Genomic DNA, 25,690 nt, shown 5'->3' with positions numbered 1-25,690 from the left:
GGACTATCTTGGTAAAGATTTGGAGGGAAGAGCCATGCGCGAGACAAAATCCTTGCTGGAACGAAAGCTCGATCGAAGGCTTCTCCTGGTCGGTGGCCTTGCCGCTGCCGGCGGCACAGCGGTCGCGGCAAGTGGCGCTCGCGGGCAGACAAGCCATGCCGGTCACGAGATGTCAGCCGCAGTCGCCGGTGGAGAACCGCCGGCGCATCTTTCGGCCCATGGCTCGATGATCACGGTCGGCGAGGTCGACGACACCCGCAACGGCTTCGATCCCTCGAAGCTGCTGGGCGACTGGGACACCGGGACTGTCTCGACACTGCCGGACGGGCGCATGCTTCGCACCTTCGAAGTCACGGCCGAGGACAAGGAGATCGAGATTGCGCCGGGCATCATGTTCCCGGCCTGGACCTACAATGGCCGTGTGCCGGGGCCATCGTTGCGCGCGACCGAGGGCGACCGGCTGAGGATCGTCTTCCGCAACCACGGCTCGCATCCGCATTCGATGCATTTTCACGGCATTCATGCCGCGCGCATGGACGGTGTGCCGGGCGCCGGCCTGATCGGGCCAGGCGAGGAGTTCGTCTACGAGTTCGATGCCAGGCCGTTCGGCTGTCATCTCTACCACTGCCACGCCCTGCCGTTGAAGCGGCACATTCAAAAAGGCATGTACGGCGCCTTCGTGATCGATCCCGATCCGGCCCGGCACCCCGAATACGAAGCGGTCGCCCGCTCACGCCTCCTCGGCACGACCGAGAATGCCGGCTGGCAGGAATTCGTCATGGTCATGAATGCCTTCGACACCAACTTCGACGGCGAGAACGAGGTCTACGCCGTCAATACCGTCGCCCACGCCTATGCGAAAAAGCCGATCCGGGTGCTCAAGGACAAGCCGGTGCGTATCTATCTCGTCAATGTCGTCGAGTTCGATCCGATCAATTCCTTCCATTTGCACGCCAATTTCTTCGACTACTACAATCAGGGCACGACGCTGACCCCTACGCTTAGGACTGTCGACCTGATCACCCAATGCCAGGCCGAGCGCGGCATCCTCGAGTTCCATTTCCGGGAACACGAACCGGGCCTCTACATGTTCCATCCTCACCAGTCGGAATTCACCGAACTCGGCTGGTCCGGCATGTTCGACGTCGTGGAGGCCGTGTCGTGACCGATCTGAGCCAGCCTTCCGCCGACACGCGTGCCGATCGCCCGAGGTGGGCCTATCTGCTCTGGATCGCGCTGCCGCTTGCCGTGCTCGGGCTGGCGATAGCCTGGCTGCTCGCCTCGGACCCGCTATCGAGCTTCCGCAATGGCGCACCGCCGGTCGAGAACATCACCTTCGAGCGGACGATCCTGGGGGCGGATGGCATCCGCGTCCTCATCCGGGCCGGCGGATCGGAACCGATGACCATCGCGCAGGTCCAGGTCGACGATGCCTACTGGCAGTTCACGCAGGATCCACCTGGCCAGATCGCGCGCGGCGCCACGGCCTGGATCAGCCTGCCGTATCCCTGGGTGCTGGGGGAGGCGCATGCGATCAACGTCGTGACCAATTCCGGGACCACCTTCACGCACGAGATCGCTGTCGCCGTACCGACGCCGACGCGCGATTCGCTGAGCTTCGCCGCGCAGGCGGCGCTCGGCGCCTTCGTCGGCATCCTGCCTGTGGCGATCGGCCTGATGTTCTATCCCGCCCTCCGTGGCGTCGGACGAAGCGGCATGGACTTCCTGCTGTCGCTGACCGTCGGTTTGCTCGCCTTCCTCTTTGTCGATACCCTGGAGGACGCGTTCGAACTGGCCGGCGAAGCCGCCGCCTTGTTCCAGGGGCCGACAATGATCGTGCTCGCCGCCGCCGCCAGTTTCCTTCTGCTGATGGCCGCGGGCCGGCGGAGCGGGACGCCGACGGGCCTGGCGCTCGCCACCTTCATCGCGCTCGGCATCGGCCTGCACAATCTCGGCGAAGGACTGGCGATCGGCGCCGCCTTCGCCTCGGGTGCGGCGGGGCTCGGCACCTTCCTCGTGCTCGGCTTCACATTGCACAACATCACCGAGGGCATCGGCATCGCCGCCCCCATCCTGAAGCAGCGCCCGCCACTGCGCACCTTCGCCGCGCTGACGCTGCTCGCAGGCGGTCCTGCGGTCGTCGGCCTGTGGATCGGCAGCCTCGCCTATGCTCCGCAGTGGTCGGCACTGGCGTTGGCGGTCGGCGCGGGGGCAATCCTGCAGGTGATCGTCGAACTGGTGTCGATGCAGCTTCGTCAGCGGGCCGACGGCACGCGCGCCCTATTCGCACCGGCCGCGATGGCTGGATTGGCGGCCGGGGTTGGCTTCATGTATCTGACGGCGATGCTGGTGAAGATCTGAGCAGCGCCGGCCGGGAGTTCAGTCCGGCACGCTTGTCTGCAGCGCCAGTGCATGCAGCACGCCGCCCATATTGCCCTTCAGCGCGTCATAGACCATCTGGTGCTGCTGGACGCGGCTCTTGCCGCGAAAGCTTTCCGCCACCACTTCGGCCGCGTAGTGGTCGCCGTCGCCGGCCAGGTCGCGAATCGTCACCTTGGCGTCCGGGATGCCTTCCCTGATCAGTTTCTCGATGTCGTGGGCGTCCATTGCCATGGCAAATTCCTGTTCGGGGGGCCGCGGTGCGGCCCGTGCGATGTGACTCGGATGAACCTAAAGCCTTTCTGGTCCGTATTGAAGCGGTTCTCGCCTGTGCCAGGGCGATTGGCGGCTCACAAGACATTTTGCTCCGGATGGACCGCATCATCTCTAGCAACATCCTCACGTGTCGAGAAGGCACGGCCAAGGCTGAAAGCCAGCACATAGAGCGGAATGTTGATCACTATGCTGACGATCGGAAGGTAGCTCGTCATCTGCCAGAGCGGCGAGAAGAACGGCTGGCCGTAACCATCACAGGCCAGCGAAGAGCCGTATTCCCACAACGATCCCGTGACGATGGCCACGCCAAGCAGCTTGACGCAGGTGACGATTTGCCGTGCCCGCGCCGGCTCAGGCGAAAGCCGGTTCCAGAGGAGAAGGCACAGGATCGGAATCGCATAGACAAGACTCTGGACGGCCAACATTGGGATCGTGCCATTGGCCGCGGCCAGGAACTCGGCGCGGGTTTCCAGCCGGGGGCAAACCTCGCTTGAGGTCGTCGACAGCAGGAAAAAGACGAACGGCCCAAGGAACCAGAAGAAGAACAGCGACGGCCAGAAAACGACTGCAAGCAGCGCCCGCGCAGCCAGCCTCGTCAAATGGCCTGATCCATGAAGCGAGGAAACCAGGCCTCGTGGGCGGCGCTCAATTCGCTGACCGGGATCGCACGCGCCTCGCCAAGTTTCAATTCGCTCCCTCCCGTCGAGCCGATCCACGGCGCGAAGACGCCGAGCTTGCCCTGCTGTTCGCGAATGGCGTCCCATTGCTCGCTCTGCGGATCGATCGACAGCGTCAGGAGATAGCGGCCCTGGTCCTCGCCGAACCAGACCGGGATCGGATCGGTCCCGACCAGGCCGGGAATGGTTGCGCCGATGCCGGAGGCCATCGCCATCTCGGCCAGCGCCACCGCGATACCGCCGTCGGAAACGTCGTGAGCGGCCGTCACCACCCCGGAGGCGATCAAAGCGCGGACATGGTCGCCGACGCGTTTTTCATGGTCGAGATCGACCGGTGGCGGCGGGCCGTCGGCGCGGCCGTGGATGTCTCTGAAATAGACGGACTGGCCAAGATGCGTTCCCCACATCGGCGGCGCGCCGACCAGCAGGATCATCTGGTCTTCGGCGGCAAAGCCGATCCGCACCATCTTCGACCAGTCGGCGATCAACCCGACGCCGCCAATGGTCGGGGTCGGCAGGATGCCGCGCCCGTTTGTCTCGTTGTAGAGCGAGACATTGCCCGAGACGATCGGAAAGCCGAGCGCGCGGCAGGCATCGCCAATGCCTTTCACCGCACCGACCAATTGCCCCATGATCTCGGGCCGTTCGGGATTGCCGAAATTGAGGTTGTCGGTGGCCGCCAGCGGCAAGGCGCCGGTGGCGGTAAGGTTGCGCCAGCATTCGGCCACCGCCTGCTTGCCGCCTTCGTAAGGGTCGGCCTCGCAATAGCGCGGCGTGACGTCCGAGGAGAAGGCCAGCGCCTTGGTCGGATGGCCCTCGACGCGCACCACGCCGGCATCGCCGCCCGGAAGCTGCAGCGAATTGCCCTGGATCAGCGTGTCATACTGCTCCCAGACCCAGCGCCGCGAGGACAGATCCGGTCCGCCGAGCAGTTTCAGCAATGCGTCGGCGACGTCCGCCTGAGGGGCATCGGCGGCCGCCAGCGGCTCCGGCTTTTTCGGCTCGACCCACGGGCGGTCATATTCCGGGGCCTTGTCGCCAAGATCCTTGATCGGCAGATCGGCGACTTCGTCGCCCTGGTGCAGCACGCGAAAACGCAGATCGTCGGTGGTCTTGCCGACGATGGCGAAGTCGAGCCCCCATTTGTGGAAGATCGCCTCCGCTTCCTTTTCCTTTTCGGGGCGCAGCACCATCAGCATGCGCTCCTGGCTTTCCGACAGCATCATCTCATAAGCGCTCATGCGCTCCTCGCGCACCGGCACTTTGTCGAGGTCGAGCTCGATGCCGAGATCGCCCTTGGCACCCATTTCGACCGCCGAGCAGGTGAGGCCGGCCGCACCCATGTCCTGGATGGCGATGACGGCGCCCGACGCCATCAGTTCGAGGCAGGCCTCCAGCAGGCATTTCTCGGTGAAGGGGTCGCCGACCTGGACGGTCGGGCGCTTCTCGTCGATCTTGTCGTCGAACTCGGCTGAGGCCATCGTGGCGCCACCGACGCCGTCGCGGCCGGTCTTGGCACCGAGATAGACGACCGGCAGGCCGACGCCCTTGGCTTCCGACAGGAAGATCGCGTCGGTCTTGGCGAGGCCGGCGGCAAAGGCGTTGACCAGGATGTTGCCGTTATAGCGGGCGTCGAAATTGACCTCGCCGCCGACCGTCGGCACGCCGAAGGAATTGCCGTAGCCGCCGACGCCGGACACGACGCCGGCAACCAGATGTCTTGTCTTGGGATGGTCTGGCGCGCCGAAGCGCAGTGCGTTCATTGCCGCGATCGGCCGCGCGCCCATGGTGAAGACGTCGCGCAATATACCGCCGACGCCTGTCGCGGCCCCTTGGTAGGGTTCGATATAGGAGGGGTGGTTGTGGCTCTCCATCTTGAAGACGACGCAGTCGCCGTCGCCGATATCGACCACGCCGGCATTCTCGCCCGGACCCTGGATGACCCGCGGCCCGGTGGTCGGCAGCGTGCGCAGCCACTTTTTCGAGGATTTGTAGGAACAGTGCTCGTTCCACATCGCCGAGAAGATGCCAAGCTCGGTAAAACTCGGCTCGCGCCCGACCAGGTCGAGGATGCGCTGATATTCGTCGGGTTTCAGCCCGTGCGCGGCAATGAGTTCCGGAGTGATCGGCACGGAATTGGAAATAGTCATGGGCGGCGATTTGGTTCCGTGGGAGCGGGGATTTTGAGTCCCCTCTTATCGCAAGCTTGGCGTTGTGACACCCCATCGATTGGCGAAAAAAGCCGGAAAAACACAGGGCGGCGCTCATGCCTGCCTGACTTGCCGAACCGCGGGGCCGAACTCAGGAAAAACTGTCGTAGCCGGCGCGGCCTTCGTCGAGCAGCCGCCGGATCACCGCGATGCCATCAGCAAGATCCTTGCGTTGCCCCGGTTGCGAGACGCCGAAGCGAACGCCATGGAACACCTGCTCCGAACGGCCGGCCTTGAACTCATCCTCATCGTCGAGCAGCACGCCGTTCTCGAGGCAGGCATTCTTGAAGGTGCCGGAAAGCCATGGGTCGGGCAAGGTGAGCCAGACGAACGGCACCATGTCATGCGCCCTGAAGTCGAACCCGGCCAAGGTCTCGCGTACGATCGCGATGCGCCCGCCGATTTCGGCGATGCTGCGCTCGCGGATCTCGTGGGCTTGGCCGGACAGCACCAGCCTTGCCCCGACTTCCGCCAGCAGGAAGGGCAGGCCGCCGGTCATCATCTTGTGCGCCACCCGAATGCGGTGTCGATAGGCCGCCGGACAGGCGAGCCACCCGCCGCGAACGCCCGCTGCGACCGATTTCGACAGGCCGCCGGCGACTATGGTCCGTTCAGGGGCATATTCGGCGAGCATCGGCTCCTTGTCGTCGGTCAGATGGCCATAGAGGTCGTCCTCGATCAGGATGACATTGTATTGGCGCGCCACGCGCGCGATCGCCTCGCGGCGCGCCGCCGGCATCGTCACCAGCGTCGGGTTCTGGGCCGTCGGCATCAGGAACATCATCTTTGGGTGTTTTTGCGCGCAGACGCGTTCGAAATCGTCGGGATCGACGCCTTCATTGTCCGATGTCACCAGCGCGGTGCGGCGGCCGATCAGGCCGGCGCTGCGCGAGATCTGCGAATAGGTGAGGTGCTCGAAGGCGATGGTGTCGCCGGGCGTGGTGATCGCGGCGATGGCCGCCATGACAGCCGCATGCGTGCCGAGTGTCGGCACGATGGCGTCGGGCGCGGGACGAAAGGAATTCCGGGCCAGCCAATGGCTGCCGGCCTCGAACCAGCGGTCGGGAAAGTCGCGCGTGTAGCTTGAAATTTCATGCGGATGGTCCTGCGCCGTGCGCGACAGCACGTCGGCAATAATGGCGCCTTGGCCGACGTCGGGCGCGGCCGTGCTGTCGAAGCGCAGCTTGCCGCGCGGCGCATCGACAAAGCGTGTGCCTTGCTGGCCGGGTTCAAGGAAATCGGGCTTCGTGCCCTCCGATTGTTGAGCCAGGACATAGGTGCCGCGCCCGACCTCGCCGCTCACCAGGCCGCGCTCGCGCAGCAGTTGATAGGCTCGGCCGACCGTGCCGACAGTGGCCCCGATATCGTAGGCCAGATCGCGCTGCGGCGGCAGCTTTGCGCCGGCCCCGATGACACCCTTGTCGATATCTGACTCAATGCTGTCAGCAAGACGCTGATAGAGGGGGCCGGATCCGGTATTGAGATCGGGGAGCCAATTTGTCATGGTGACAATTTCCTATATTGCACCAAATTAAGAGTCAATACATATGGATTGCGTGGCAAAAGGGCTGCAATTGCAAATTTCGGCAGAAAGAAAATGAGCACAATTGAGACAATCCGTTACGGGAGAACTGAACCGCTTGGCGCGCGCGCCTCTGGCCAGCGAACCTATGTCGGTCGCCTTGTGCGCGTGGTCAGGTCGCTTGCGAACTGGATCGGCAGCCTGCTGGAGCGCCGCCGCAGCCGGCTGGTCCTGCTGGAGATGACCGACGATCAGCTCAAGGATATCGGCATCTCCCGGTGCGACGCCCATCGCGAAGGTCTCAGGCCCTTCTGGGAGTGAACCTTCGCAAGCATGTTTGCCAGCAAGGTTCTAGCGAACTTTCGAACCCCTGACCCGTGAGATGCCGCGATCCACGAGCACGGCAACGACACACAGCACGAGAAAAAGACCGGTGACGGCCAGCGCCGAGATGGCGACGCTGGTCGCGCCGTTCTTGGCGACATTGAGGAAGGGGTAGGGCACCTCGCCGGCGATCGGCGCCCGCGCCAGCACATAGACCAGGTAGGCAATGGGATAGACCATCCACCAGGATATGTCGCACCACCTTGTGGTGCCGTCGGCGCCGGCCACAAGCCACCACAGCACGAACAGCATCGGCGTCACATAATGCAGCAGCACGTCGCAGACCAGGAACAGCCCTTGCGGCTGCCAAAGCTGCGCCAGAACGGTTGCGTAGATGATGAAGACCAGCGTGATCGCCACCGCTACGCCCGCACGCACCCGTGGCCCGGCAAAAGCCGGAAACCAGGCATAGCCAGTGGATGACAGCAGGGCAGTGTGGACGAGCACCGCGCCGATATTGGTCAGGATGGTGAAGAAGCTGAAATAGAAGATAAGCGAGCCGAGGAAACCGCGGCCCGCCGCCATCGAGGCTGGCACGGTGATGCAGATTTGCAGGACAAGCCCGGCAAGGCCTATGACAAGACCCGATATCTGCAGGAACCGGCCGCCCATCGCCCTATGCGGCGGCGGTGCAGGAGGGATTGCCGGTCCGCCAGCGGGCAATGTCCGAGCCGATGCGCGCGCCAAGTGGCTCAGCCATCAGTGGACCGAAAACGTCGACGCGGCTGGAATTGCCTTGCGCTTGGACCACCAGCAGCGGTTTGCCGCCATAATGCTTGGCCGGCACCAGCAGGAAGCGCGGCGTGCCGCTGAACGAATTCAGCTCATTGGCCATCTGGTAGGATTTGAAGGCCGGATCCTTGCTGGCGATCCAGCATTTGTGGGCGGCGATTGCGACTTGCTCCATGGCCAGCAGCGAGGCGCTTTTGCCCGAGGGAACCGGTGCGCTCTTCGGGCTCGACTGGCAGGAGGCAAGCACAAAACCGGTTGCGATGAGAGCGAGGCAGGCGATCGTCTGTCTCATGGTCAAGCGGCTTCCGTCTCAGGTTGGAAAGGGAAATATCAAGCGGCGATGCCGAGGGCGCCTTCGAACAAAGCCCGGCCGTCATTGCCGCCATGCGCTGCTTCAATCAGGTTCTCGGGATGCGGCATCAGGCCCAGTACATTGCCCTGGCTGTTGATGATTCCGGCGATGTCGTTGATCGAGCCGTTGGGATTGGTGCCCTCGGCATAGCGGAACACCACCTGGCCTTCGCCTTCGATCCTGGCAAGCGTCTCGGCGTCGGCGAAATAATTGCCGTCGTGATGCGCCACCGGCGAACGGATGACTTGGCCCGGTTGGTAGCGGCGGGTGAACATGGTGTTGGCATTGGCGATCTGCAATTTCACCTGCCGGCAGACGAATTTCAGCGAGCTGTTGCGCATCAATGCTCCCGGCAGCATTCCGGCCTCGACCAGGATCTGGAAACCGTTGCACACGCCGATGACCATGACGCCCTTGGCCGCCTTTTCGGCGACCGCCCGCATCACCGGCATGCGCGCGGCAATCGCCCCGCAGCGCAGATAATCGCCGAAGGAGAAGCCGCCGGGAATGGCGATCAGGTCGACGTCGGGGATTTCGGTGTCGGTCTGCCAGACGGTGGCCGGCGCCTTGCCGGAAATCTTGGTCAGTGCCGCGATCATGTCGCGGTCGCGATTGAGGCCGGGGAGAAGGACGACGGCTGATTTCACCTCAGGCAATCTCCACCGCGTAGTTCTCAATCACCGTATTCGCCAGAAGCTTGTCGCACATCGCCTTGAGATCAGCCTCGGCCTTGGTCTTGTCGGTCTCGGCGAGCTCGACGTCAAAGACCTTGCCCTGGCGTACCTGGCCGACGCCGCCAAAACCCAGTCCCGTCAGCGCGTGTTCGATCGCCTTGCCTTGCGGGTCGAGCACGCCGTTTTTGAGGGTTACGGTAACGCGGGCCTTGATCACGCTGGACATGCTCCTGTTTGGGTTTAGTGCTTCATGCCCTTGGGCGGCTCGGTGGACGCGACGAGTACCGGCCCAGCGTGGCGCGGTGGCTCGTTCTCGTTCATGATGCCGAGCCGGCGGGCAACTTCCTGGTAGGCTTCGACCAACCCGCCCATGTCGCGGCGGAAGCGGTCCTTGTCGAGCTTGTCCTGCGTCGCCACGTCCCACAGCCGGCAGGAATCGGGCGAGATCTCGTCGGCGACGACGATGCGCATCATGTCGCCCTCGAACAGGCGGCCGCACTCGATCTTGAAGTCGACGAGCTGGATGCCGACGCCCATGAACAGGCCGGACAGAAAATCGTTGACGCGGATGGCCAGCGCCATGACGTCGTCGATCTCCTGCGGGCTTGCCCAGCCGAAAGCGGTGATGTGCTCTTCCGACACCATCGGATCGTCGAGCGCGTCGGCCTTGTAATAGAATTCGATGATCGAGCGCGGCAGCACCGTGCCTTCCTCGATGCCGAGGCGCTTGGCCAATGAGCCGGCCGCGACATTGCGCACGACCACCTCGAGCGGGATGATCTCGACTTCCTTGATCAACTGCTCACGCATGTTGAGCCGGCGGATGAAGTGGGTGGGAATGCCCATCCGGTTGAGATGGTTGAAGATATGCTCGGAAATGCGGTTGTTGAGCACGCCCTTGCCATCGACGACTTCGTGTTTCTTCTTGTTGAAGGCGGTTGCGTCATCCTTGAAGAACTGGATCAGCGTTCCCGGCTCAGGTCCTTCATAGAGGATCTTGGCCTTGCCTTCATAAATGCGGCGGCGATTTTTCATCTGATTTTTCTCTGGATTTCCGGGCAGGCGGCAAGCGACCAGTTCCTGTCCGTCAGCCTAAATTGGTGAGGCAACGGGTAGGGTTCAATGCCGGTGTCTATCTCAATCCAGGTGTTTGCTCAATCGGCAAATCCTTTCAATCACCGCTTTCCGGACTGAAATGCCGCAGCGCAGCAAGCGATGTAGCATATTGACCGGCCCGCGGCCTTTTGGTTTGTGCTCGCCCACCACACATATTCACCGTCAACGAATCGGATTTCATCGGAGGGATGCCATGAGCAGCATGAAAGACCGCGAAGAGGGCTTCGAGCGCAAATTCGCATTCGACGAGGAGCTTCGGTTCAAGGCCTCGGCCCGCCGCAACAGGGCGCTCGGCATGTGGGCCGCGGAGAAACTGGGCAAATCTGGCGCCGATGCCGAAGCCTACGCCAAGCAGGTGGTCGTCGCTGACATCGAGGAAGCCGGCGATCACGACGTTTTTCGCAAGATCCGCAAGGATTTCGATGAGGCCGGCGTCGAACAGTCGGACCATCAGATCCGCCGCACCATGGATGAGCTGATGGCGCAGGCCATCGAGCAGATCAAAAATACCTGATGGATTCTGGACCAATAGACCGCCCGGCCCAGCCGGGCGGTTTTTCTTTGCCTTTGCCGCCGTTTCCGGCTGAAACTGTGCCTGAGCCTGTCAACGCGCCTTTGTTCAACAAGGAAAGCGCCAATGTCCCTGAAGTCACGCCTGGCGGCGGATGAAACGCTGTGCACCGCGTGGTCCGGCGTGCCGGATGCCTTGACGGTCGAAATCCTAGCCAAACAGGGGTTCGATGCCGTCACGCTCGACATGCAGCATGGCGGCCACAATGAGGACAGCGTGTTGCGCGGCATCGCGCCGGTCCTGGCGGCCGACAAACCGGCGCTGGTGCGCATTCCCGTCGGCCGCTTCGACATGGCCAGCCGCGCGCTCGATTTCGGCGCCGAGGCGGTGATCGCGCCGATGGTGAATTCGGTCGCGGACGCCAGGCTGTTCGCCGCCGCCATGAAATACCCGCCGCTTGGTGAGCGCTCCTGGGGCCCGACCTACGCCTTCCCGCGCCACGGCAAGGGCGACTTTGCCGACTGGCTGCGCGATAGCAACCAGCGCACCATGGCCTTCGCCATGGTCGAGACGCGCGCCGCGCTCGACGCGCTCGACGGCATTCTCGATACGCCGGGCATCGACGGCATCTTCCTCGGCCCGTCGGATTTCTCGATTGCCTGGTCGAAAGGCACCACCGTCAATTCGACGCTGGAAAGCATGATGGAAACCGTCGCCTCGATCGCCGAACGCACGCGCAAGGCCGGCAAGCATGCCGCGATCTACGTCATGGAACCGGCCATTGCCGGCCGTGTGGTGGCCATGGGCTACCGGCTGCTGGCCATGGGCTCCGAGCATTCGCTCATTTCGCTCGGCGCAAAAACCCTGCTGAAAAACGTCAGGGATTCGATCGGGTCCTAAAGCATGATGCCGAAAAGTGTGAAGCGGTTTTCGGACGACATCATGCTCTAAAGGTCCGTCAGGAACTTGGCGAAGGTCATCGAGCCTTCAGGCCACGGGCCGAATCCCGAATCCGCATTGAGATGGCCGGCATCGCCGGCGTCGATGAACAGCGAGCCCCAGGCGCCGGCAATGTCTTCGGCAATGTCGAAGGCGCAGAACGGGTCGTTGCGGCTGGCGATCACCACCGAGGGGAAGGCCAGCGGCTCGCGCGGGTAGGGGCCGAAGGTCATCAGGTGCTTCGGCTTTATCCTGGGATTGGCGACGTCGGGTGGCGCCACGAAAAAAGCGCCGGCCACCGGCCGCTGGAACTGCGGCATGGCCTGGACAGCCGTGGCGACGCCGAGCGAATGCGCGACGATGACGACTGGCCGCTCGGCCTCGTTGACCGCTTTCGCCACGCTCGCCGTCCAGTCGTCGCGCACCGGCTTCGACCATTCCGCCTGCTCGACGCGGCGCGCCGTCGACAATTTCGCCTGCCAGCGGCTCTGCCAATGGTCCGGGCCGGAATTGGTGTAGCCCGGCACGATGAGAATATCTGCATCCCTGACTTTCATGGCGCGCATGTAGCGAGCGGCATCGCCGCATGCAACCGCGCACGATCCCAAAAAGTGGGTGCCGGTTTTGGATAAGGCCATGTGCCAAGCCAAAGCTGTTCGACGCTTGTGATCACAATAGTGAACACCTTGTTCGCTTCCTGCCGTCTTGTGTGAACGATCGTGATCGACGATCTGTCGTCGGGAGAGAAACAGCCGTGAAGGACCGGGATTTTGGCGCTGACACGACGTACAATGATCGGCGGCGCCGGGCTCCTGGCCTTGGGAGCGTCATCAAGTGCTGCCCAAACGGAGAGTTCGATGAGCGAATTGCCTTTTGCCGCCACGACACCGGTGAGCGTTGCCCGCGTCGGGTTGCGCGCGCGGGACGCCGAAAGCCTGGCCGCCTACTATCGCAAGGTCGTCGGCCTGCAGGAATTGAGCCGTACCGACGGCGCGATCACGCTGGGCGCCGCCAATCGCCCGCTGTTCGTCATCGAGGCGGATCCGGCGGCAAAGCCCGACGATCCGCGTAGCGCCGGTCTGTTCCACACTGCCTTCCTGCTGCCCAGTCGTGCCGATCTCGGCCGCTGGATCAATCATGCCATCGCCAACAAGATCGCCATCGAGGGCGCATCCGATCACCTGGTCAGCGAGGCGCTCTATCTGACCGACCCCGAGGGCAACGGCATCGAGATCTACGCCGATCGCCAGCCGCGGGACTGGAAGTGGAACGGCGACAAGATCGCGATGGCGACCGAGCAGCTCAATATCCCCTCGGTCGTCGCCGAAGTTCCGGCCGGCGATGCCGGCTGGCAGGGCGCGCCGGACAACAGCATCATCGGCCACGTCCATCTGCGCGTGGGTCGGCCGGAAGAGGCCGAAGCCTGGTGGAACAAGGAGTTCGGCTTCGATACTGTGGCGAAATATGGCGGCGCGGCGGTATTTCTGTCGTCCGGTGGCTACCACCACCATATCGGCGCCAATGCCTGGCAGAGTGCCAGTGCCGGACGCCGCGATCCATCGCGGTCTGGCCTGGCCTGGGTCGAGATGCGTTCGGACAATGTGACCGATGAGACGGCCCGTGAGGACCCCTGGGGAACGGTAATCAGGACCGTTCCCGGTAAGGCTTGATCAGTTCGTCGGCGCTTAGAGACCCCAGCAAACGGCCAAGCATGAGCAGGCCCGCCGGCCACGGGCCAAGGCGGACCTCGTTTCCCATGTGACCGAGATCGCCGGCATCGGCGAGTTCCGCGCCCCAGGCGGCGGCAAAGGCCGTCGCTTGATCGAAAGTCACGCGCGGATCGGTGCGGCTGGCGACCACCAGCGAAGGAAAAGGCAGGCGCTTCAACGGCATCGGCGCGAAGGGACGAACCAGATCGAAGGATGAATCGGGATCCTCGACATTGGTCGGGGCAACCAGCAATGCGCCCGCAACTTTCCGCAGTTGGCTTTCGCTGGCGCCGGCCGCCCATTTGACGGCCGTCGCCACCGCCAGTGAGTGCGCCAGCAACACCACGCGCCGAGGTGCCGCGGCAATCGCGGCATCCACCCGGCCGATCCAGTCCTCAGGGCTGGGCCTGTCCCATTCGGCTTGCAGCACGCGGCTCGAATTCGGGAACGCCTGGCACCAATGCGACATCCAGTGATCCGGCCCGGAGTTGCCGCGCCCCGGCAGGGCGAGAAAATCGAAGTCTCCAGCCGCGGAAATCATCACGCTTCTCCGAATACCCGCTTGAAGATCGTGTCGACATGCTTGGTGTGGTAGCCAAGGTCGAATTTCTCGCGGATCTCGGCTTCCGGCAAGGCGGCGGTGACCTCCTTGTCGGCGAGAAGTTCTTCAAGAAAATCAGCCCCTTGCTCCCACACCTTCATGGCGTTGCGCTGCACCAGCCGGTAGGCGTCTTCACGTGATACGCCAGCCTGGGTCAGTGCCAGCAGCACGCGCTGCGAATGCACCAGGCCGCGGAACTTGTTCATGTTCTTCAGCATGTTATCGGGGTAGACAAGCAGTTTGTCGATGACACTGGTCAGCCGCGACAGCGCGAAATCGAGCGTCACCGTCGCGTCCGGTCCGATCATGCGCTCGACTGACGAATGCGAAATGTCGCGCTCGTGCCAAAGCGCCACGTTCTCCATCGCTGGCAGCGCGAAGGAACGCACCATGCGGGCAAGGCCGGTGAGGTTCTCGGTCAGCACCGGGTTGCGCTTGTGCGGCATCGCCGACGAGCCTTTTTGTCCGGGCGAAAAATACTCTTCCGCTTCCAGCACTTCGGTGCGCTGCAAATGGCGTATCTCGATCGCCAGCCGCTCGATCGAGGAGGCGATGACGCCGAGCGTGGCGAAGAACATGGCATGGCGGTCGCGCGGGATCACTTGCGTCGACACCGGTTCCGGCTTCAGCCCCAGCTTCTTCGCCACATGCTCTTCGACATAGGGGTCGATGTTGGCAAACGTGCCGACAGCACCGGAGATGGCGCATGTGGCAATGTCCTCACGCGCATGCACCAGGCGCTCGCGGCAGCGTGAGAATTCGGCATAGGCCTGCGCCAGCTTGACGCCGAAAGTGGTCGGCTCGGCATGGATGCCATGGCTGCGGCCGATGGTGACGGTGTCCTTGTGCTCGAAAGCGCGGCGCTTGAGCGCCGCGAGCAGGCCGTCGATGTCGGCGAGAAGAATGTCGCTGGCGCGGGTCAATTGCACGGCAAAGCAGGTGTCGAGAACGTCCGAGGAGGTCATGCCCTGGTGGATGAAGCGGGCGTCAGGCCCGACGAATTCACCGAGATGGGTCAGGAAGGCGATGACATCGTGCTTGGTGACGCGCTCGATCTCGTCGATGGCCTCGACGTCGAACTTAGCAGCCCCGCCCTTTTCCCAGATGGTCTTCGCGGCCTCTTTCGGGATCACGTCGAGTTCGGCCAGCGCGTCACAAGCGTAGGCCTCGATCTCGAACCAGATGCGGAACCGGGTCTCGGACGACCAGATGGCCACCATTTCCGGCCGGGAGTAGCGAGGGATCATCGGTCAGTCCTGAATTGCGAGAGCGTTTGCCCGCGTCCTAACAGAGGCCGACAGAATGCTCAACGCTGCTGCCGTGCAAACCAGAAGCTGGCGGCAAACAGCGCGATGAAACCGAGCGGAAAATAAAGCCGGATGCCCAGAACGATGAACTGGTAAAGCGCCGTCGCCATCGTGAACACGAACTGGATGGACCAGGCGATGGTCAATGCCTGTGCATGCCACTGGACATAGTAGGAGCGGTATTGCAGCGCAAAGAGCCCGCCGGTCAAGGCGATCGTCGCGGTAAGAAGGCAGATAAAGGCGGCGGCAAAGGCAACTTCCCAATGCCGGCCAAGCGAAACCAGCCGCGCCAGGAACAGGCCAGCCGGAAAGGCGAGCGCACCACCGGCGGCATAGAGCAGCGAGACGAAGCGGATCTTGCCCGGGGTCTCCCAGTCATCCAGCAACAGATTGACGAGTGCGCTGGCGCCCATCGCCACACCCCACAACAAAGCGCCGCAAAGAGCAGTGCCCGGCGACGGCAAGGCGCGCCGGACAAGACTCAAGACGCGGTTGCGGATGACGGGGAGCGGCGTCACAGGCGGCCGGTCACCGCGATCCAGCGATAGTCCGGCCCTTCGAAGCCGTATTGGCGTATCGCGATCAGTACGGCATAGGCGCTGAGGCCTTGCGGCGAAAACGTCTGCACCGCACCGATCCTATAACCATTCGGACAGCCTCTGCTTTTTGGGATCGACTTGTCTTCATGCAGCAGATGGGTCTGGCCGCCGGCTTTCGCCTCGATGCGCAGCAGGCGAAAGCCGTTGATCTCGCCCTGGCTCTCGCAACCTTCGGTACTATTCATGCCGATCTCGTCGAGCCGGAATTCGAGCGGATCGTCGACCGGAAAGAAGATCGGGCGCGGGTTCACCACCATGCGGAACGGATCGGCCGAAAGCTCCGTCACCGGATTGAACCCGGCGGTGATGCCGCGGTTGGCGGCCAACTCGTCCTGCTTGATGATGGCTTCGCCCTTTTGCCGAGCTTGCAGGCGCGCCGCTTCGAGCGTGGCGTTCTCGTCGTCGAGACGGACCTTGATCGGCGTGCCCTGGAGAAAGCTGTCGTCGGCGGTGTTGATGTAGTAGCGATTGGCATAGGGAAATCCCGATCCGTCCTGGACGCCATATTCCTCGAAGGCGAACACGCTTCCATCCCGGCTGAAGCCGAGGATTTCAAGCTCGGCGACGTCGCCAGCGTGAGCGGCGAGGGGCGCTGCCAATTGGGCGAGCAGGAGAAAGGCAGAAAGGACGAGAATTCGCATCATTTTTTCTCTTCAGCCGCCAAGGTCGAGTGGTTCCCTACCACGACGAGATCAAAACGTCGTGCAGTCTGAAGGCCGATGCATCCAATTCGGTCGGCGTTTGTTATTGTCCGCAGCTTTAAAAGGAGACCCACCATGACCGACGCCAGCAAAATTCGCGAGCATATGGAAGTGATCGGCGCCGATGGCGTTCATGTCGGCACGGTCGACAAAGTCGAGGGGCAGCGGATCAAGCTGACCAAGGCCGACAGCGGCATGGGCGCGCACAAGGGCCATCACCACTATATCCCGCTCAGCCTCGTCGCTGAAGTCGACGGCAAGAAGGTCTGGCTGTCGGCAAATTCGGACGTCGCGGTCACCTTCGAGGAAGAAAAATCCGATCCCACCTGATTACAACGTCGCGCATTCAGCGCGACGACCAGACCGGGAAGAGATCGCCCTCAGCCGGCGTCGCGGCAAAGACGCCGCGGCTGATGGCGCGCGCCATGGTGGCGCCGGCTGCGGCGTAGAGGTCGATCGCATCGTTGGGCGCAAGCGCGATGCCGCTTTTGCCTGTCGCCAACGCGAACACCAGATCGCCGTCGGCGGGCGTGTGCGTCGGCCAAATGGCGCGCACGAAGCCGTCGTGCGCTGCTATGGCAAGGCGTTTCGCGGCGGCCTTGGTAAGAACGGCATCGGTGGCGATGACGGCGATGGTGGTGTTGCCGCCGGGCTCTATGGTCTTGTCGCGGAATTTCAGCAGGATCCGTCTCGCGTCGGCCGGCATCGGCGAGGGATAGCCGAGCCCGCCAAACTCGTCGCCGATTTCGAACGGTGCCGCCCAGAAGTGCCTGCCGCGACCAACCGTCACCGAGCCGGTCGGGTTGACGGCGGCCAACGCGCCGATGGTGACGCCGCTGTCGAGCAGCGTCGAGGCCGACCCGAGGCCGCCCTTGAGGCCTGCACTCAGCGCGCCGGTGCCGGCGCCGACCGTACCGAGTGGAAAGTCGACGCCGGCTGCCTGCGCAGCCTCATGGCCGAGGTCGCGGTAAGGCGGATAGCGGCCCCAATCCTTGTCGCCGCCGTTGCGCAGGTCGAACAGGATCGCCGCCGGCACGATCGGCACGCGAAAGCCGCCGACCTCGACGCCGATATCCCTCTCGCGCAAGGCCGCCTGCACGCCCGACGCGGCGTCGAGGCCAAAGGCGGAGCCACCGGAAAGCACGACGGCGTGGATCGCTTCGATGGAATTATGCGGCTCCAGCAGGTCCGTTTCGCGCGTGCCCGGCGCGCCGCCCAGCACTTGGACGCCAGCCACCGCCGGTTCATCGCAAAGCAGCGCAGTCACGCCCGACTTCAGCCTGGCGTCGGCGGCGTTGCCGACGCGCAGGCCGACGACATCGGTGATCAGATTGCGCGGCCCGGTGCGAAACATCACTTCACCTCGAAAGGCGTGAAACGCACACCGTCGAAACGGAACGCGCGGTAGGGGTTCTGGCTGAGATCGCCCTTTTCGTCGAAACGGACCGGCCCGATCACGGTGGTGAAATCATGTGCTGTGAGCGCTTCGGCAAGCGGCTTGCCGGAGGTTGCCACGAGCGCCGCGGCCGCCTTGGCGGTCTCGACCGCCGCATAGGCCGGCAGCGCGTAGCCTTCCGGCGCGATCCCGCGTGCGGCAAAAGCCTCCAGCACCTTGGGGTCGGCGACATCGGACCATTCGGGCTGCGCGATCATCAGCGTGCCGGTGGCATAGGGCACGTCGCCGGGCGGCGTGCGCAGCGTTTCGCCGCCGGCAAAAATCATCCCGGCATCGAGCTGGCCGGCGTCGCGGCCCATGATGGCGATGTCGTCGCCGTCGCCGCCGGCGAAGATGTTCGTCGCGCCGGCTTTCTTCAGCCGCCCGATCAGGCCGATCTGGTTGTCGAGCTGTGGCCGGAACGTGTCGACGAACACCGGTTTCAACGCCGCCTGCTCGGCGGCTGCCCGAAACGTCTCGGCGATTTCGCGGCCATAGATCGTGCCGTCGTCGATGATGGCGAACAGCTCGTTCCGCCAGAGCCCTGTGAGGATGGTGGCGACGGCGTTGCGCTCGTCGTCGCCGCGCGGTCCGAGACGAAACACCGGCCAGCCGGTCTTGGCGCGCTGGTCGGTCAGGCTTTCGGTGCGCACGCCGACGGTGATGACCGGAATGTTGGCGTCCTTCAGGATGGGCAGTGCCGCTTCGATCGCTTCGGTGCAGAGAAAGCCGACGACCACGGTGACCTTTGCTGCCGCGAATTCCCTGGCTGCGGCGGTGCCGCCATCGGCCGTACAAGCGTCGTCGACCGTCTTGAACTCGATGCCGCTCGCCTCTGCCGCCAGCCCGGCGCCCGCCTCGATCTGCTTGCCGAGGATCGCCGACGGTCCGGACAAAGGTGCCGCGACGCCGACGAGCAGCGTCTCGGCACTCGCAGTGCCGCAGAGCGACAGCCAGGCCAGCAGCGCTATTGTCGTTGTCCCGAGTCGCATGCGTGCGAAGAATTCCTCCGTGCCGGCCAAGCGTTTCCCGGCACTATGTCCCACAAAGACCTAAAGGCTGCCTAGTCCCGGTGCAACACGCGAATTCAGGATGCAAGTCAAGCACTTCGCTTGTGGCAGGCACTATGTGGCCATATATAACGGTTGGGTTCCAAGGGAAAATCATCGGTGCTGAAGAAGAACGACATTGGGCCGCAGGCCTATCGCGACGCGATGAGCCATTTTGCCGGCCACGTCCATGTGGTCACCACCGATGGTCCCGGTGGCAAGCGCGGCGCGACCGTGATCGCGGCCTGTTCGGTGTCGGACACGCCGCCGACCATTCTGGTCTGCCTCAATCGTGAAAATCCCAAGAACGAGCCATTCGTGAAAAATGGCAAATTCGCCTTGAACACATTGGCTTCGCATCAGGAGGCGCTGTCGGTTGGCTTTTCCGGTCTCACCGGCCTGCCGGCTGCGGAGCGCTTTGCGCTGGGCGAATGGGATGTCATCTCGACCGGCGCACCGACACTGAAGGACGCGCTCGTGGTGTTCGACTGCGAGTTGATCGACACCAAGGATCTGGCCACCCATCGTGTGCTTTTTGGCAAGGTGACAGGCCTGCGCATCGGCGATAATTTGCGGCCGCTGATCTATCATGATCGCGGCTACCAAGCTTTGTAGCGCCATGGTTGCACCCACGGAGAGAGAATGACCGAGTTGAAACCGCGCCCGGCGCCGCGGACCATCGACGAGACCCTCGCTCTGCTGACCGGTGCGGACTATGTGGCGGACCGGTCGCTGGCGACCGTACTGTTTTTATCCCTGCGCATGCAGCGGCCGCTGTTCCTCGAAGGCGAGGCCGGCGTCGGCAAGACCGAGATCGCCAAGGTGCTGGCGCAGGCGCTCGGCCGCCGGCTGATCCGCCTGCAATGTTATGAAGGCCTCGATGTCTCTTCCGCGGTTTACGAGTGGAACTACGCCGCCCAGATGATCGAAATCCGCATGGAGGAGGCGGCTGGCAAAGTCGATCGCTCCGATATGGAGCGCAATGTCTTCTCCGAGAAATATCTGATCCGCCGCCCGGTGCTCGATGCGCTGACCGGCAAGGCCGGCGCCGCGCCGGTGTTCCTGATCGATGAGCTCGACCGCACCGACGAAGCCTTCGAAGCGTTCCTGCTCGAAATCTTGTCGGACTTCCAGGTGACAGTGCCCGAGCTCGGCACGATCAAGGCGGAAGAGCCGCCGATCGTCATCATCACCACCAACCGCACCCGCGAGATCCACGACGCACTGAAGCGGCGCTGCCTCTATCACTGGGTCGACTATCCCAATGCCGAGCGCGAGCTGGAGATCGTGCGCAGGAAAGTGCCGCAGGCCAACCGTCGGCTCTCGGCCGAAGTGGTTTCGTTCATCCAGAAGCTGCGCCGGATCGAGCTGTTCAAGGTGCCGGGCGTCGCCGAGACCATCGACTGGGCCGGCGCGCTGACCGAACTCGACAAGGTGGCGCTCGATCCGGAAACCGTTTCCGACACGATCGGCGTGCTGTTGAAATACCAGGACGACATTGCCCGCATCGGACAAGGCGAAAGCCGGCGCATCCTCGACGAGGTGAAAGCCGAGCTTTCGGCGGCGGAGTAGGGTATGGCGCCGCGTCCCGAACCGAAAGAGGCGACAGCGGACGGGCGCATCGCCGACAACATCGTCTATTTCGCCCGTACCTTGCGCAAGGCGGGCATGCGGGTCGGGCCGGCTTCGGTCAAGGATGCGATCGAGGCGGTGCTGGCCGCCGGCATCGGTTCCCGAGACGACTTTTATTGGACGCTGCACGCCGTTCTGGTGTCGCGGCACGAGGACCATCCCACCTTCGACGAGGCCTTCCGGCTGTTCTGGAAGTCGCACGAGCTGATCGAAAAGATGCTGGCGATGTTTTCGCCGGTGGCGCCCGACAACAGAGAGAAGCAAAAACCCCGCGCAGCCGAAAACCGCGTCAGCCGGGCGATGTTCGAGGGCCACGGCAAGAGCCAGCCGCCAAAGGAAATTCCCGAGATCGAGGTCGACGCCCGCTTCACCTTCTCCGGCAACGAGGTTCTGCGGGGCATGGATTTTGCTCAGATGGACGCTGCTGAGATTGCCGAGGCCAAGAAGGCGATTGCCCGGTTGCGGCTGCCCTTTGACATGGTCAGGACACGGCGCTTCAAGGCCGATGCGCATGGCCGCCGCATCGATCCGCGTGCCATGATGCGCTCGGCCGCGCGCACCGGCGGTGAATTGATCCTGCCGAAATTCCGCTCGGCCCGGGAGGTTCATCCGCCGCTGGTGGTGCTTGCCGACATTTCGGGCTCGATGAGCCAATATACGCGCATCTTCCTGCATTTCCTGCATTCGCTGGCGGAAAGCCGCCAGCGCGTGCATGCCTTCGTGTTCGGCACCAGGCTGACCAATTTGACGCGCCAGATGCGCCATCGCGACCCTGACGCCGCGCTTGCCGACTGCTCGGCGGCGGTGAAGGACTGGTCGGGCGGCACGCGCATCGGCGACGCGCTCTCCGAATTCAACCTTCTGTGGTCGCGACGCGTATTGGGGCAGGGCGCGGTGGTGCTTCTGATCACCGACGGGCTTGAGCGTGACGATGTCGCCGGCCTGTCGGAGGAGATGGAACGCCTGCACAAATCCTGCCGGCGGCTGATCTGGCTGAACCCGCTGCTGCGCTTCGACGGCTTCGAGCCTCGTGCGCGCGGCGTCAAGGCGATGCTGCCGCATGTCGACGAGTTCCGCCCGGTGCACAATCTAGAAGCGCTGGCCGATCTCTGCGCCTCGCTGGACAAGAAATCGGCACTGTCGGTCGATCCGCGCCGATGGCTGCAAGCTGGCGAGAGGCGCGCCGCGTAACCATATCGAGGGAGAACAGATGCCTCCCCGGGAAAAACAGGACTCTGAGAGAAGCGATCATGGAAAACAGCATCTATCTCGATGAAGCCCGCGATCCCCTGATTATCGCGGAAGGCTGGATGAAGGACGGCAAGGATGTCGCCATCGCAACCGTGGTGGAAACCTGGGGTTCGGCGCCGCGGCCTGTCGGCAGTCATCTGGTCATCGACGCCGACGGCAATTTCCACGGCTCGGTTTCGGGCGGCTGCGTCGAGGGCGCGGTGGTGACCGAGGCGATCGACGTCATCGGTTCGGGCAAGGCGAAAATGCTGGAGTTCGGCGTTGCCGACGAAACCGCTTGGCAGGTCGGCCTGTCCTGCGGTGGCCGGATAAAAGTCTATGTCGAAAGATTGGGCTGATCTCGAATGGATCCCTATGCACTGAAGACGCTCAACGCCGAACGCCGCGCCCGCCGCGCGGCGATCCTGGTCACCGACCTTGGTGACGGCCGCGATCGCATCGTGCGCGAAGGCGATCAAGTCGCCGGCGATCTTGGCGCGGCGATCGCCAAGGCGTTTCGCACGGGCAATTCGGGTTCGGTCGAAGCCGAAGGGCGCACCTTCTTCCTCAACGCCCATCTGCCGCAGCCGCGTCTGGTGGTGATCGGCGCCGTCCACATCAGCCAGGCCCTGGCGCCGATGGCGAAGATCGCCGGCTACCCCGTCGAGATCGTCGATCCGCGCACCGCCTTCGCCACGCCCGACCGTTTTCCCGATGTCGCGCTGCATGCCGAATGGCCGCAGGATGTGCTTTCGCGCCAGCCGCTGGACGGCTACACGGCGCTCGCTGCCGTCACCCATGATCCCAAGATTGACGATTTCGCGCTGAAGGCGGCACTCGACGCCAACTGCTTCTATGTCGGTGCGCTCGGCAGCCGCAAGACACACGCCAAGCGCGTCGAGCGCTTGCTGGCCCTGGGGGCGAGTGCCGACCAGATCGCCCGCATCCACGCGCCGATCGGCCTCGATATTGGCGCCGCAAGCCCGGCCGAGATCGCCGTCGCGGTGCTGGCGCAGGCAATCCACGCCTTCCGCTCGCGCGGCCTTGAAAGCAAGGGCGCGGCGGCGTGAAATTTGGCCCGGTTCCGATAGATCAGGCCGAAGGTGCGGTGCTGGCGCACGCCACCACGGCCGGCGACCGGCGTTTGCGCAAGGCGCACCGGCTGAGCGCTGATGATCTGTCGGTGCTGAAGGCGGCTGGGGTAACCCAGATAGTCGCCGCTGTCCTGGCGCCCGATGATCTCGGCGAGGACGCAGCGGCCGAAAAAATCGCGCAAAGCATGGTCCATCGCAACATCGAGGCGAAGCCTGCCGCGACCGGGAGGGTCAACCTTTACGCCAAGGCCGCCGGCATCTTCACCGTCGACGCGGCGATGATCGACGCCATCAACGCCGTCGACCCGACCATCACCATCGCCACGCTAGCAAGGCATGCGCCGGTCGAGAAGGGACAGATGGTCGCGACGGTAAAGATCATTCCCTTTGCCGTCGCCTCGGTCCTGGTCGATGCCGTGGCAGAAATCTGCGCCGGCGGCGAGATCTTTGCCGTCAACGCCTATCAGCCGGTGCGCGTCGGCGTCATCCAGACGGTGCTACCCGGCATCAAGCCGAGCGTGCTCGACAAGACGTTGCGGGTGACCGAAGCAAGGCTGGCGCGTTCAGGAGCCCGGCTGACGGCGGAGCGTCGCACGCCGCACGAAGTCGCGGCGGTGGCGGAAGCTGCGGTCTCGCTGGCGCGCGACAACGACATGGTGGTGATTTTTGGCGCTTCGGCGATGAGTGATTTCGGCGATGTTGTTCCAGCCGCGATCGAGAAAGCCGGCGGCGTCGTCATCCGTGCCGGTATGCCGGTCGATCCCGGCAACCTATTGGTGCTTGGCACACTTGCCGGCAAGCGCGTCATCGGCGCGCCCGGCTGCGCCCGCAGTCCCAAGGAGAACGGCTTCGACTGGGTTCTCGACAGGCTGATTGCCGGTCTCGACGTGACGGCGAAGGACATTGCCGGCATGGGCGTTGGCGGGCTGCTGATGGAAATCCCGACACGGCCGCAGCCACGTGAGCCGCTGCCGGCGAGGGCCGAGCCAAGGATCGATGTGGTGCTTCTGGCCGCCGGCCGCTCCAGCCGCATGGGCGGCCCTAACAAGCTGCTGGCGCTGTTCGATGGCAAGCCGCTGGTGCGCCGCGCTGCCGAGCGCGTGCTGGCGTCGAAAGCCTCAGGCACGATCGTCGTCACCGGGCATCAGCGCGAGCGTGTGCGGACGGCACTTTCGGGGCTCGATGTGACGTTCGCAGATAACCCGGATTTCGGCGAGGGCCTGTCTTCCTCGCTGAAGGCCGGCATCGCGCGGGTCAGCGATGACGCCGCCGGCGCCCTGATCGTTCTTGGCGACATGCCGGGCATCTCGTCGGGCGACCTCGACCGGCTTATCGAGGCGTTTCGCAAATCCGGGAGCAGGGCGGTCGTGCGCGCCTCGCACCAGGGAAAGCGCGGCAACCCGGTGCTGCTGCCGCGCGCACTGTTTCCGGCGATCGCGCATCTGGAAGGCGATACCGGCGCGCGCCATCTGGTCGAAGCCGAAGGGCTCGATGTCGTCGATATCGAGATCGGCGAGGGCGCGGCCGTCGATGTCGACACCCCAGAGGCGCTGGAGGGCGCCGGCGGCGTGCTGCAGGATTGACAAACCAAAGCCGAATTTCGCATGGCTGGGGCATGGCTATCAGCTCCCTTCCGCACGCGTCTGCGCTTGTACCCTCCTCTGGCCTGCCGGCGCCCACGCTCCATGCTATTCTAGTTTTGCTGTTTTTCGTTTCGTCTGCCGCTTACGCCGCCGCCCTCGAACTAAAGCCCTTCAAGGACGATCTCTTCGCCTATCCGGCCACGCTCTCATCCGCGAACAACGGCGCCTATACGGTCATCGACTATCGTGAGCTGCGCGATATCAACGCTCGCGACGAAGTGCCGGAGCGCCGGGTGCATGCTCAATATGTCGACACCAGCGTGCGCAAGGTGCAAAAGGATCTGTTGCTGAAGACCGACGCCGGCGATGTCCGCCACGTCGCCGTGGGCAAGACTGAAGGCGCCGGCATCATCGTGCTCTATTTGCACGGGCAAGGCGGCAGCCGGAAGCAAGGCGTCGACGACTTCACCTTCGGCGGCAATTTCAACCGCATCAAGAACCTGATGGCCGGCAATGGCGGCCTCTATCTCAGCCCGGATTTTTCCGATTTCGGCGACACCGGTGCGGCGCAGGTCGCAGCGTTGATCGACCATTACGCCGAGCAGTCGCCAGGTGCGAAAATCTTCGTCGCCTGCGGTTCGATGGGCGGCGCGCTGTGCTGGAAGCTGGCTGCCCGCAAGGACACTGGCGGTCGCATCGATGGGCTGCTGCTGCTCGGCTCGCTGTGGGACGAAAGCTTTTTCGCAGGCCCTGCCTACAAGCGCCGCGTGCCGGTCTTCTTCGGCCAGGGCAGCAAGGATCCGGTCTTTCCCATTGCAAACCAGGAAGCCTTCTTCCGTTCGATCCTGGCCAGATCGAAGACCTATCCGACCCGCTTCGTCCGCTTCGAAACCGGCACCCACGGCACGCCGATCCGCATGGCCGACTGGCGCGGCACACTCAACTGGATGCTGTCGAAAACGCCCTGATTCATAGGCC

At 63.8% G+C, this 25,690-nt stretch carries 30 protein-coding genes; 14 read left to right on the top strand and 16 right to left on the bottom strand.

From position 1 onward, the window contains the following. Window positions 1-34 precede the first annotated feature (34 nt). Window positions 35-1,165 (top strand): multicopper oxidase domain-containing protein, encoded by a 1,131-nt coding sequence (locus tag AC0L2H_RS19525; RefSeq protein ID WP_473591738.1) that lies wholly within the window; start codon window positions 35-37, stop codon window positions 1,163-1,165. Next, the gene (locus AC0L2H_RS19520; protein ID WP_473591737.1) at window positions 1,162-2,361 is read left to right on the top strand and encodes a ZIP family metal transporter; all 1,200 of its coding nucleotides are present in this window, start codon (window positions 1,162-1,164) and stop codon (window positions 2,359-2,361) included. The genes AC0L2H_RS19525 and AC0L2H_RS19520 overlap by 4 nt, the downstream gene beginning before the upstream one ends. Window positions 2,362-2,379: 18 nt before the next feature. Here the strand turns inward: AC0L2H_RS19520 and AC0L2H_RS19515 are convergent, their stop codons facing one another. The 4 genes from AC0L2H_RS19515 to AC0L2H_RS19500 all read right to left on the bottom strand — a co-directional run bounded on the left by AC0L2H_RS19515 (window position 2,380) and on the right by AC0L2H_RS19500 (window position 7,046). Continuing rightward, on the bottom strand, window positions 2,380-2,613 hold the full coding sequence (locus AC0L2H_RS19515) for a BolA/IbaG family iron-sulfur metabolism protein (RefSeq protein ID WP_008875486.1): 234 nt from the start codon (window positions 2,611-2,613) through the stop codon (window positions 2,380-2,382). A 116-nt stretch (window positions 2,614-2,729) separates the two neighbouring features. Further along, window positions 2,730-3,254, bottom strand: a complete 525-nt coding sequence (locus AC0L2H_RS19510) for a hypothetical protein (RefSeq protein WP_473591736.1) — start codon at window positions 3,252-3,254, stop codon at window positions 2,730-2,732. Further along, entirely contained in the window at window positions 3,251-5,482 is a 2,232-nt protein-coding gene (gene purL / locus AC0L2H_RS19505; protein WP_473591735.1) for a phosphoribosylformylglycinamidine synthase subunit PurL, read from the bottom strand. The genes AC0L2H_RS19510 and purL overlap by 4 nt, the downstream gene beginning before the upstream one ends. 151 nt (window positions 5,483-5,633) lie before the next feature. Next, entirely contained in the window at window positions 5,634-7,046 is a 1,413-nt protein-coding gene (locus tag AC0L2H_RS19500) for an aminotransferase-like domain-containing protein (protein WP_473591734.1), read from the bottom strand. Between the two features lie 93 nt (window positions 7,047-7,139). On the opposite strand from AC0L2H_RS19500, the gene AC0L2H_RS19495 reads away from it, so the two are divergent. Next, window positions 7,140-7,385: a DUF1127 domain-containing protein gene (locus AC0L2H_RS19495; protein WP_473591733.1), complete on the top strand. Its 246-nt coding sequence runs from the start codon at window positions 7,140-7,142 to the stop codon at window positions 7,383-7,385. A 30-nt stretch (window positions 7,386-7,415) separates the two neighbouring features. Here AC0L2H_RS19495 and AC0L2H_RS19490 read toward each other — a convergent pair whose 3' ends face one another. Genes AC0L2H_RS19490 through purC form a run of 5 tightly spaced genes read right to left on the bottom strand, consistent with a single transcriptional unit; the run spans window position 7,416 to window position 10,241 of the window. Beyond that, on the bottom strand, window positions 7,416-8,060 hold the full coding sequence (locus AC0L2H_RS19490; RefSeq protein ID WP_473591732.1) for a Pr6Pr family membrane protein: 645 nt from the start codon (window positions 8,058-8,060) through the stop codon (window positions 7,416-7,418). Between the two features lie 4 nt (window positions 8,061-8,064). After that, complete coding sequence (locus tag AC0L2H_RS19485) at window positions 8,065-8,472, bottom strand: hypothetical protein (protein WP_473591731.1); 408 nt, start codon at window positions 8,470-8,472, stop codon at window positions 8,065-8,067. A gap of 38 nt (window positions 8,473-8,510) precedes the next feature. Then, window positions 8,511-9,179, bottom strand: coding sequence for a phosphoribosylformylglycinamidine synthase subunit PurQ (gene purQ / locus AC0L2H_RS19480; RefSeq protein WP_473591730.1), 669 nt, complete (start codon window positions 9,177-9,179; stop codon window positions 8,511-8,513). 1 nt (window position 9,180) lies between these two features. Then, on the bottom strand, window positions 9,181-9,423 hold the full coding sequence (gene purS / locus AC0L2H_RS19475; protein ID WP_473591904.1) for a phosphoribosylformylglycinamidine synthase subunit PurS: 243 nt from the start codon (window positions 9,421-9,423) through the stop codon (window positions 9,181-9,183). A gap of 23 nt (window positions 9,424-9,446) precedes the next feature. Next, a complete protein-coding gene (gene purC, locus AC0L2H_RS19470) occupies window positions 9,447-10,241 on the bottom strand; it encodes a phosphoribosylaminoimidazolesuccinocarboxamide synthase (protein ID WP_473591729.1) in 795 nt (264 codons plus the stop codon). A gap of 274 nt (window positions 10,242-10,515) precedes the next feature. On the opposite strand from purC, the gene AC0L2H_RS19465 reads away from it, so the two are divergent. Together AC0L2H_RS19465 and AC0L2H_RS19460 are read left to right on the top strand one after the other, a co-directional pair. Beyond that, window positions 10,516-10,836 carry a DUF1476 domain-containing protein gene (locus AC0L2H_RS19465; protein WP_006332907.1) on the top strand — a complete coding sequence of 107 codons (321 nt, stop codon included), beginning with the start codon at window positions 10,516-10,518 and terminating at the stop codon, window positions 10,834-10,836. 123 nt (window positions 10,837-10,959) lie between these two features. After that, window positions 10,960-11,733, top strand: coding sequence for an HpcH/HpaI aldolase family protein (locus tag AC0L2H_RS19460; protein ID WP_473591728.1), 774 nt, complete (start codon window positions 10,960-10,962; stop codon window positions 11,731-11,733). Between the two features lie 47 nt (window positions 11,734-11,780). On the opposite strand, the gene AC0L2H_RS19455 is transcribed toward AC0L2H_RS19460, so the two are convergent. Next, on the bottom strand, window positions 11,781-12,329 hold the full coding sequence (locus AC0L2H_RS19455) for an RBBP9/YdeN family alpha/beta hydrolase (RefSeq protein ID WP_473591903.1): 549 nt from the start codon (window positions 12,327-12,329) through the stop codon (window positions 11,781-11,783). A gap of 300 nt (window positions 12,330-12,629) precedes the next feature. On the opposite strand from AC0L2H_RS19455, the gene AC0L2H_RS19450 reads away from it, so the two are divergent. Further along, window positions 12,630-13,442: a VOC family protein gene (locus AC0L2H_RS19450; RefSeq protein ID WP_473591727.1), complete on the top strand. Its 813-nt coding sequence runs from the start codon at window positions 12,630-12,632 to the stop codon at window positions 13,440-13,442. On the opposite strand, the gene AC0L2H_RS19445 is transcribed toward AC0L2H_RS19450, so the two are convergent. The 4 genes from AC0L2H_RS19445 to AC0L2H_RS19430 are packed head-to-tail and all read right to left on the bottom strand — an operon-like array spanning window position 13,417 to window position 16,629. Next, window positions 13,417-14,022 carry an RBBP9/YdeN family alpha/beta hydrolase gene (locus tag AC0L2H_RS19445; protein WP_473591726.1) on the bottom strand — a complete coding sequence of 202 codons (606 nt, stop codon included), beginning with the start codon at window positions 14,020-14,022 and terminating at the stop codon, window positions 13,417-13,419. The genes AC0L2H_RS19450 and AC0L2H_RS19445 overlap by 26 nt on opposite strands. Next, the gene (gene purB / locus AC0L2H_RS19440; RefSeq protein WP_473591725.1) at window positions 14,022-15,329 is read right to left on the bottom strand and encodes an adenylosuccinate lyase; all 1,308 of its coding nucleotides are present in this window, start codon (window positions 15,327-15,329) and stop codon (window positions 14,022-14,024) included. The genes AC0L2H_RS19445 and purB overlap by 1 nt, the downstream gene beginning before the upstream one ends. 59 nt (window positions 15,330-15,388) lie before the next feature. Beyond that, window positions 15,389-15,907, bottom strand: coding sequence for a hypothetical protein (locus AC0L2H_RS19435; RefSeq protein ID WP_473591724.1), 519 nt, complete (start codon window positions 15,905-15,907; stop codon window positions 15,389-15,391). Beyond that, a complete protein-coding gene (locus AC0L2H_RS19430) occupies window positions 15,904-16,629 on the bottom strand; it encodes a DUF2259 domain-containing protein (protein ID WP_473591723.1) in 726 nt (241 codons plus the stop codon). The genes AC0L2H_RS19435 and AC0L2H_RS19430 overlap by 4 nt, the downstream gene beginning before the upstream one ends. 135 nt (window positions 16,630-16,764) lie before the next feature. Between AC0L2H_RS19430 and AC0L2H_RS19425 the strand changes: the two genes are divergently transcribed. Next, complete coding sequence (locus AC0L2H_RS19425; protein WP_107647485.1) at window positions 16,765-17,019, top strand: DUF2171 domain-containing protein; 255 nt, start codon at window positions 16,765-16,767, stop codon at window positions 17,017-17,019. Window positions 17,020-17,035: 16 nt separating this feature from the next. Here the strand turns inward: AC0L2H_RS19425 and AC0L2H_RS19420 are convergent, their stop codons facing one another. Together AC0L2H_RS19420 and AC0L2H_RS19415 are read right to left on the bottom strand one after the other, a co-directional pair. Further along, window positions 17,036-18,043, bottom strand: coding sequence for a P1 family peptidase (locus AC0L2H_RS19420; RefSeq protein WP_473591722.1), 1,008 nt, complete (start codon window positions 18,041-18,043; stop codon window positions 17,036-17,038). Next, window positions 18,043-19,116 (bottom strand): branched-chain amino acid ABC transporter substrate-binding protein, encoded by a 1,074-nt coding sequence (locus AC0L2H_RS19415; RefSeq protein ID WP_473591721.1) that lies wholly within the window; start codon window positions 19,114-19,116, stop codon window positions 18,043-18,045. The genes AC0L2H_RS19420 and AC0L2H_RS19415 overlap by 1 nt, the downstream gene beginning before the upstream one ends. 177 nt (window positions 19,117-19,293) lie before the next feature. On the opposite strand from AC0L2H_RS19415, the gene AC0L2H_RS19410 reads away from it, so the two are divergent. From AC0L2H_RS19410 to AC0L2H_RS19380, 7 genes are all read left to right on the top strand, one after another. Then, the gene (locus AC0L2H_RS19410) at window positions 19,294-19,788 is read left to right on the top strand and encodes a flavin reductase (protein ID WP_473591720.1); all 495 of its coding nucleotides are present in this window, start codon (window positions 19,294-19,296) and stop codon (window positions 19,786-19,788) included. A gap of 27 nt (window positions 19,789-19,815) precedes the next feature. Next, on the top strand, window positions 19,816-20,745 hold the full coding sequence (locus tag AC0L2H_RS19405; protein WP_473591719.1) for an AAA family ATPase: 930 nt from the start codon (window positions 19,816-19,818) through the stop codon (window positions 20,743-20,745). Window positions 20,746-20,748: 3 nt separating this feature from the next. Beyond that, a complete protein-coding gene (locus tag AC0L2H_RS19400; RefSeq protein WP_473591718.1) occupies window positions 20,749-21,996 on the top strand; it encodes a vWA domain-containing protein in 1,248 nt (415 codons plus the stop codon). A 59-nt stretch (window positions 21,997-22,055) separates the two neighbouring features. Beyond that, window positions 22,056-22,394 carry an XdhC family protein gene (locus AC0L2H_RS19395; RefSeq protein ID WP_006206050.1) on the top strand — a complete coding sequence of 113 codons (339 nt, stop codon included), beginning with the start codon at window positions 22,056-22,058 and terminating at the stop codon, window positions 22,392-22,394. 6 nt (window positions 22,395-22,400) lie between these two features. Then, a complete protein-coding gene (locus AC0L2H_RS19390; protein WP_473591717.1) occupies window positions 22,401-23,105 on the top strand; it encodes an XdhC family protein in 705 nt (234 codons plus the stop codon). Continuing rightward, on the top strand, window positions 23,102-24,712 hold the full coding sequence (locus AC0L2H_RS19385; RefSeq protein ID WP_473591716.1) for an NTP transferase domain-containing protein: 1,611 nt from the start codon (window positions 23,102-23,104) through the stop codon (window positions 24,710-24,712). The genes AC0L2H_RS19390 and AC0L2H_RS19385 overlap by 4 nt, the downstream gene beginning before the upstream one ends. 116 nt (window positions 24,713-24,828) lie before the next feature. Beyond that, window positions 24,829-25,680, top strand: a complete 852-nt coding sequence (locus AC0L2H_RS19380) for an alpha/beta hydrolase (RefSeq protein WP_473591715.1) — start codon at window positions 24,829-24,831, stop codon at window positions 25,678-25,680. Window positions 25,681-25,690: the final 10 nt, after the last annotated feature.

The organism is Mesorhizobium sp. WSM4871, assembly GCF_055811295.1.
Note: the sequence above shows the minus strand (reverse complement) of the source record. Positions and strands in the feature narration are given on the sequence as shown.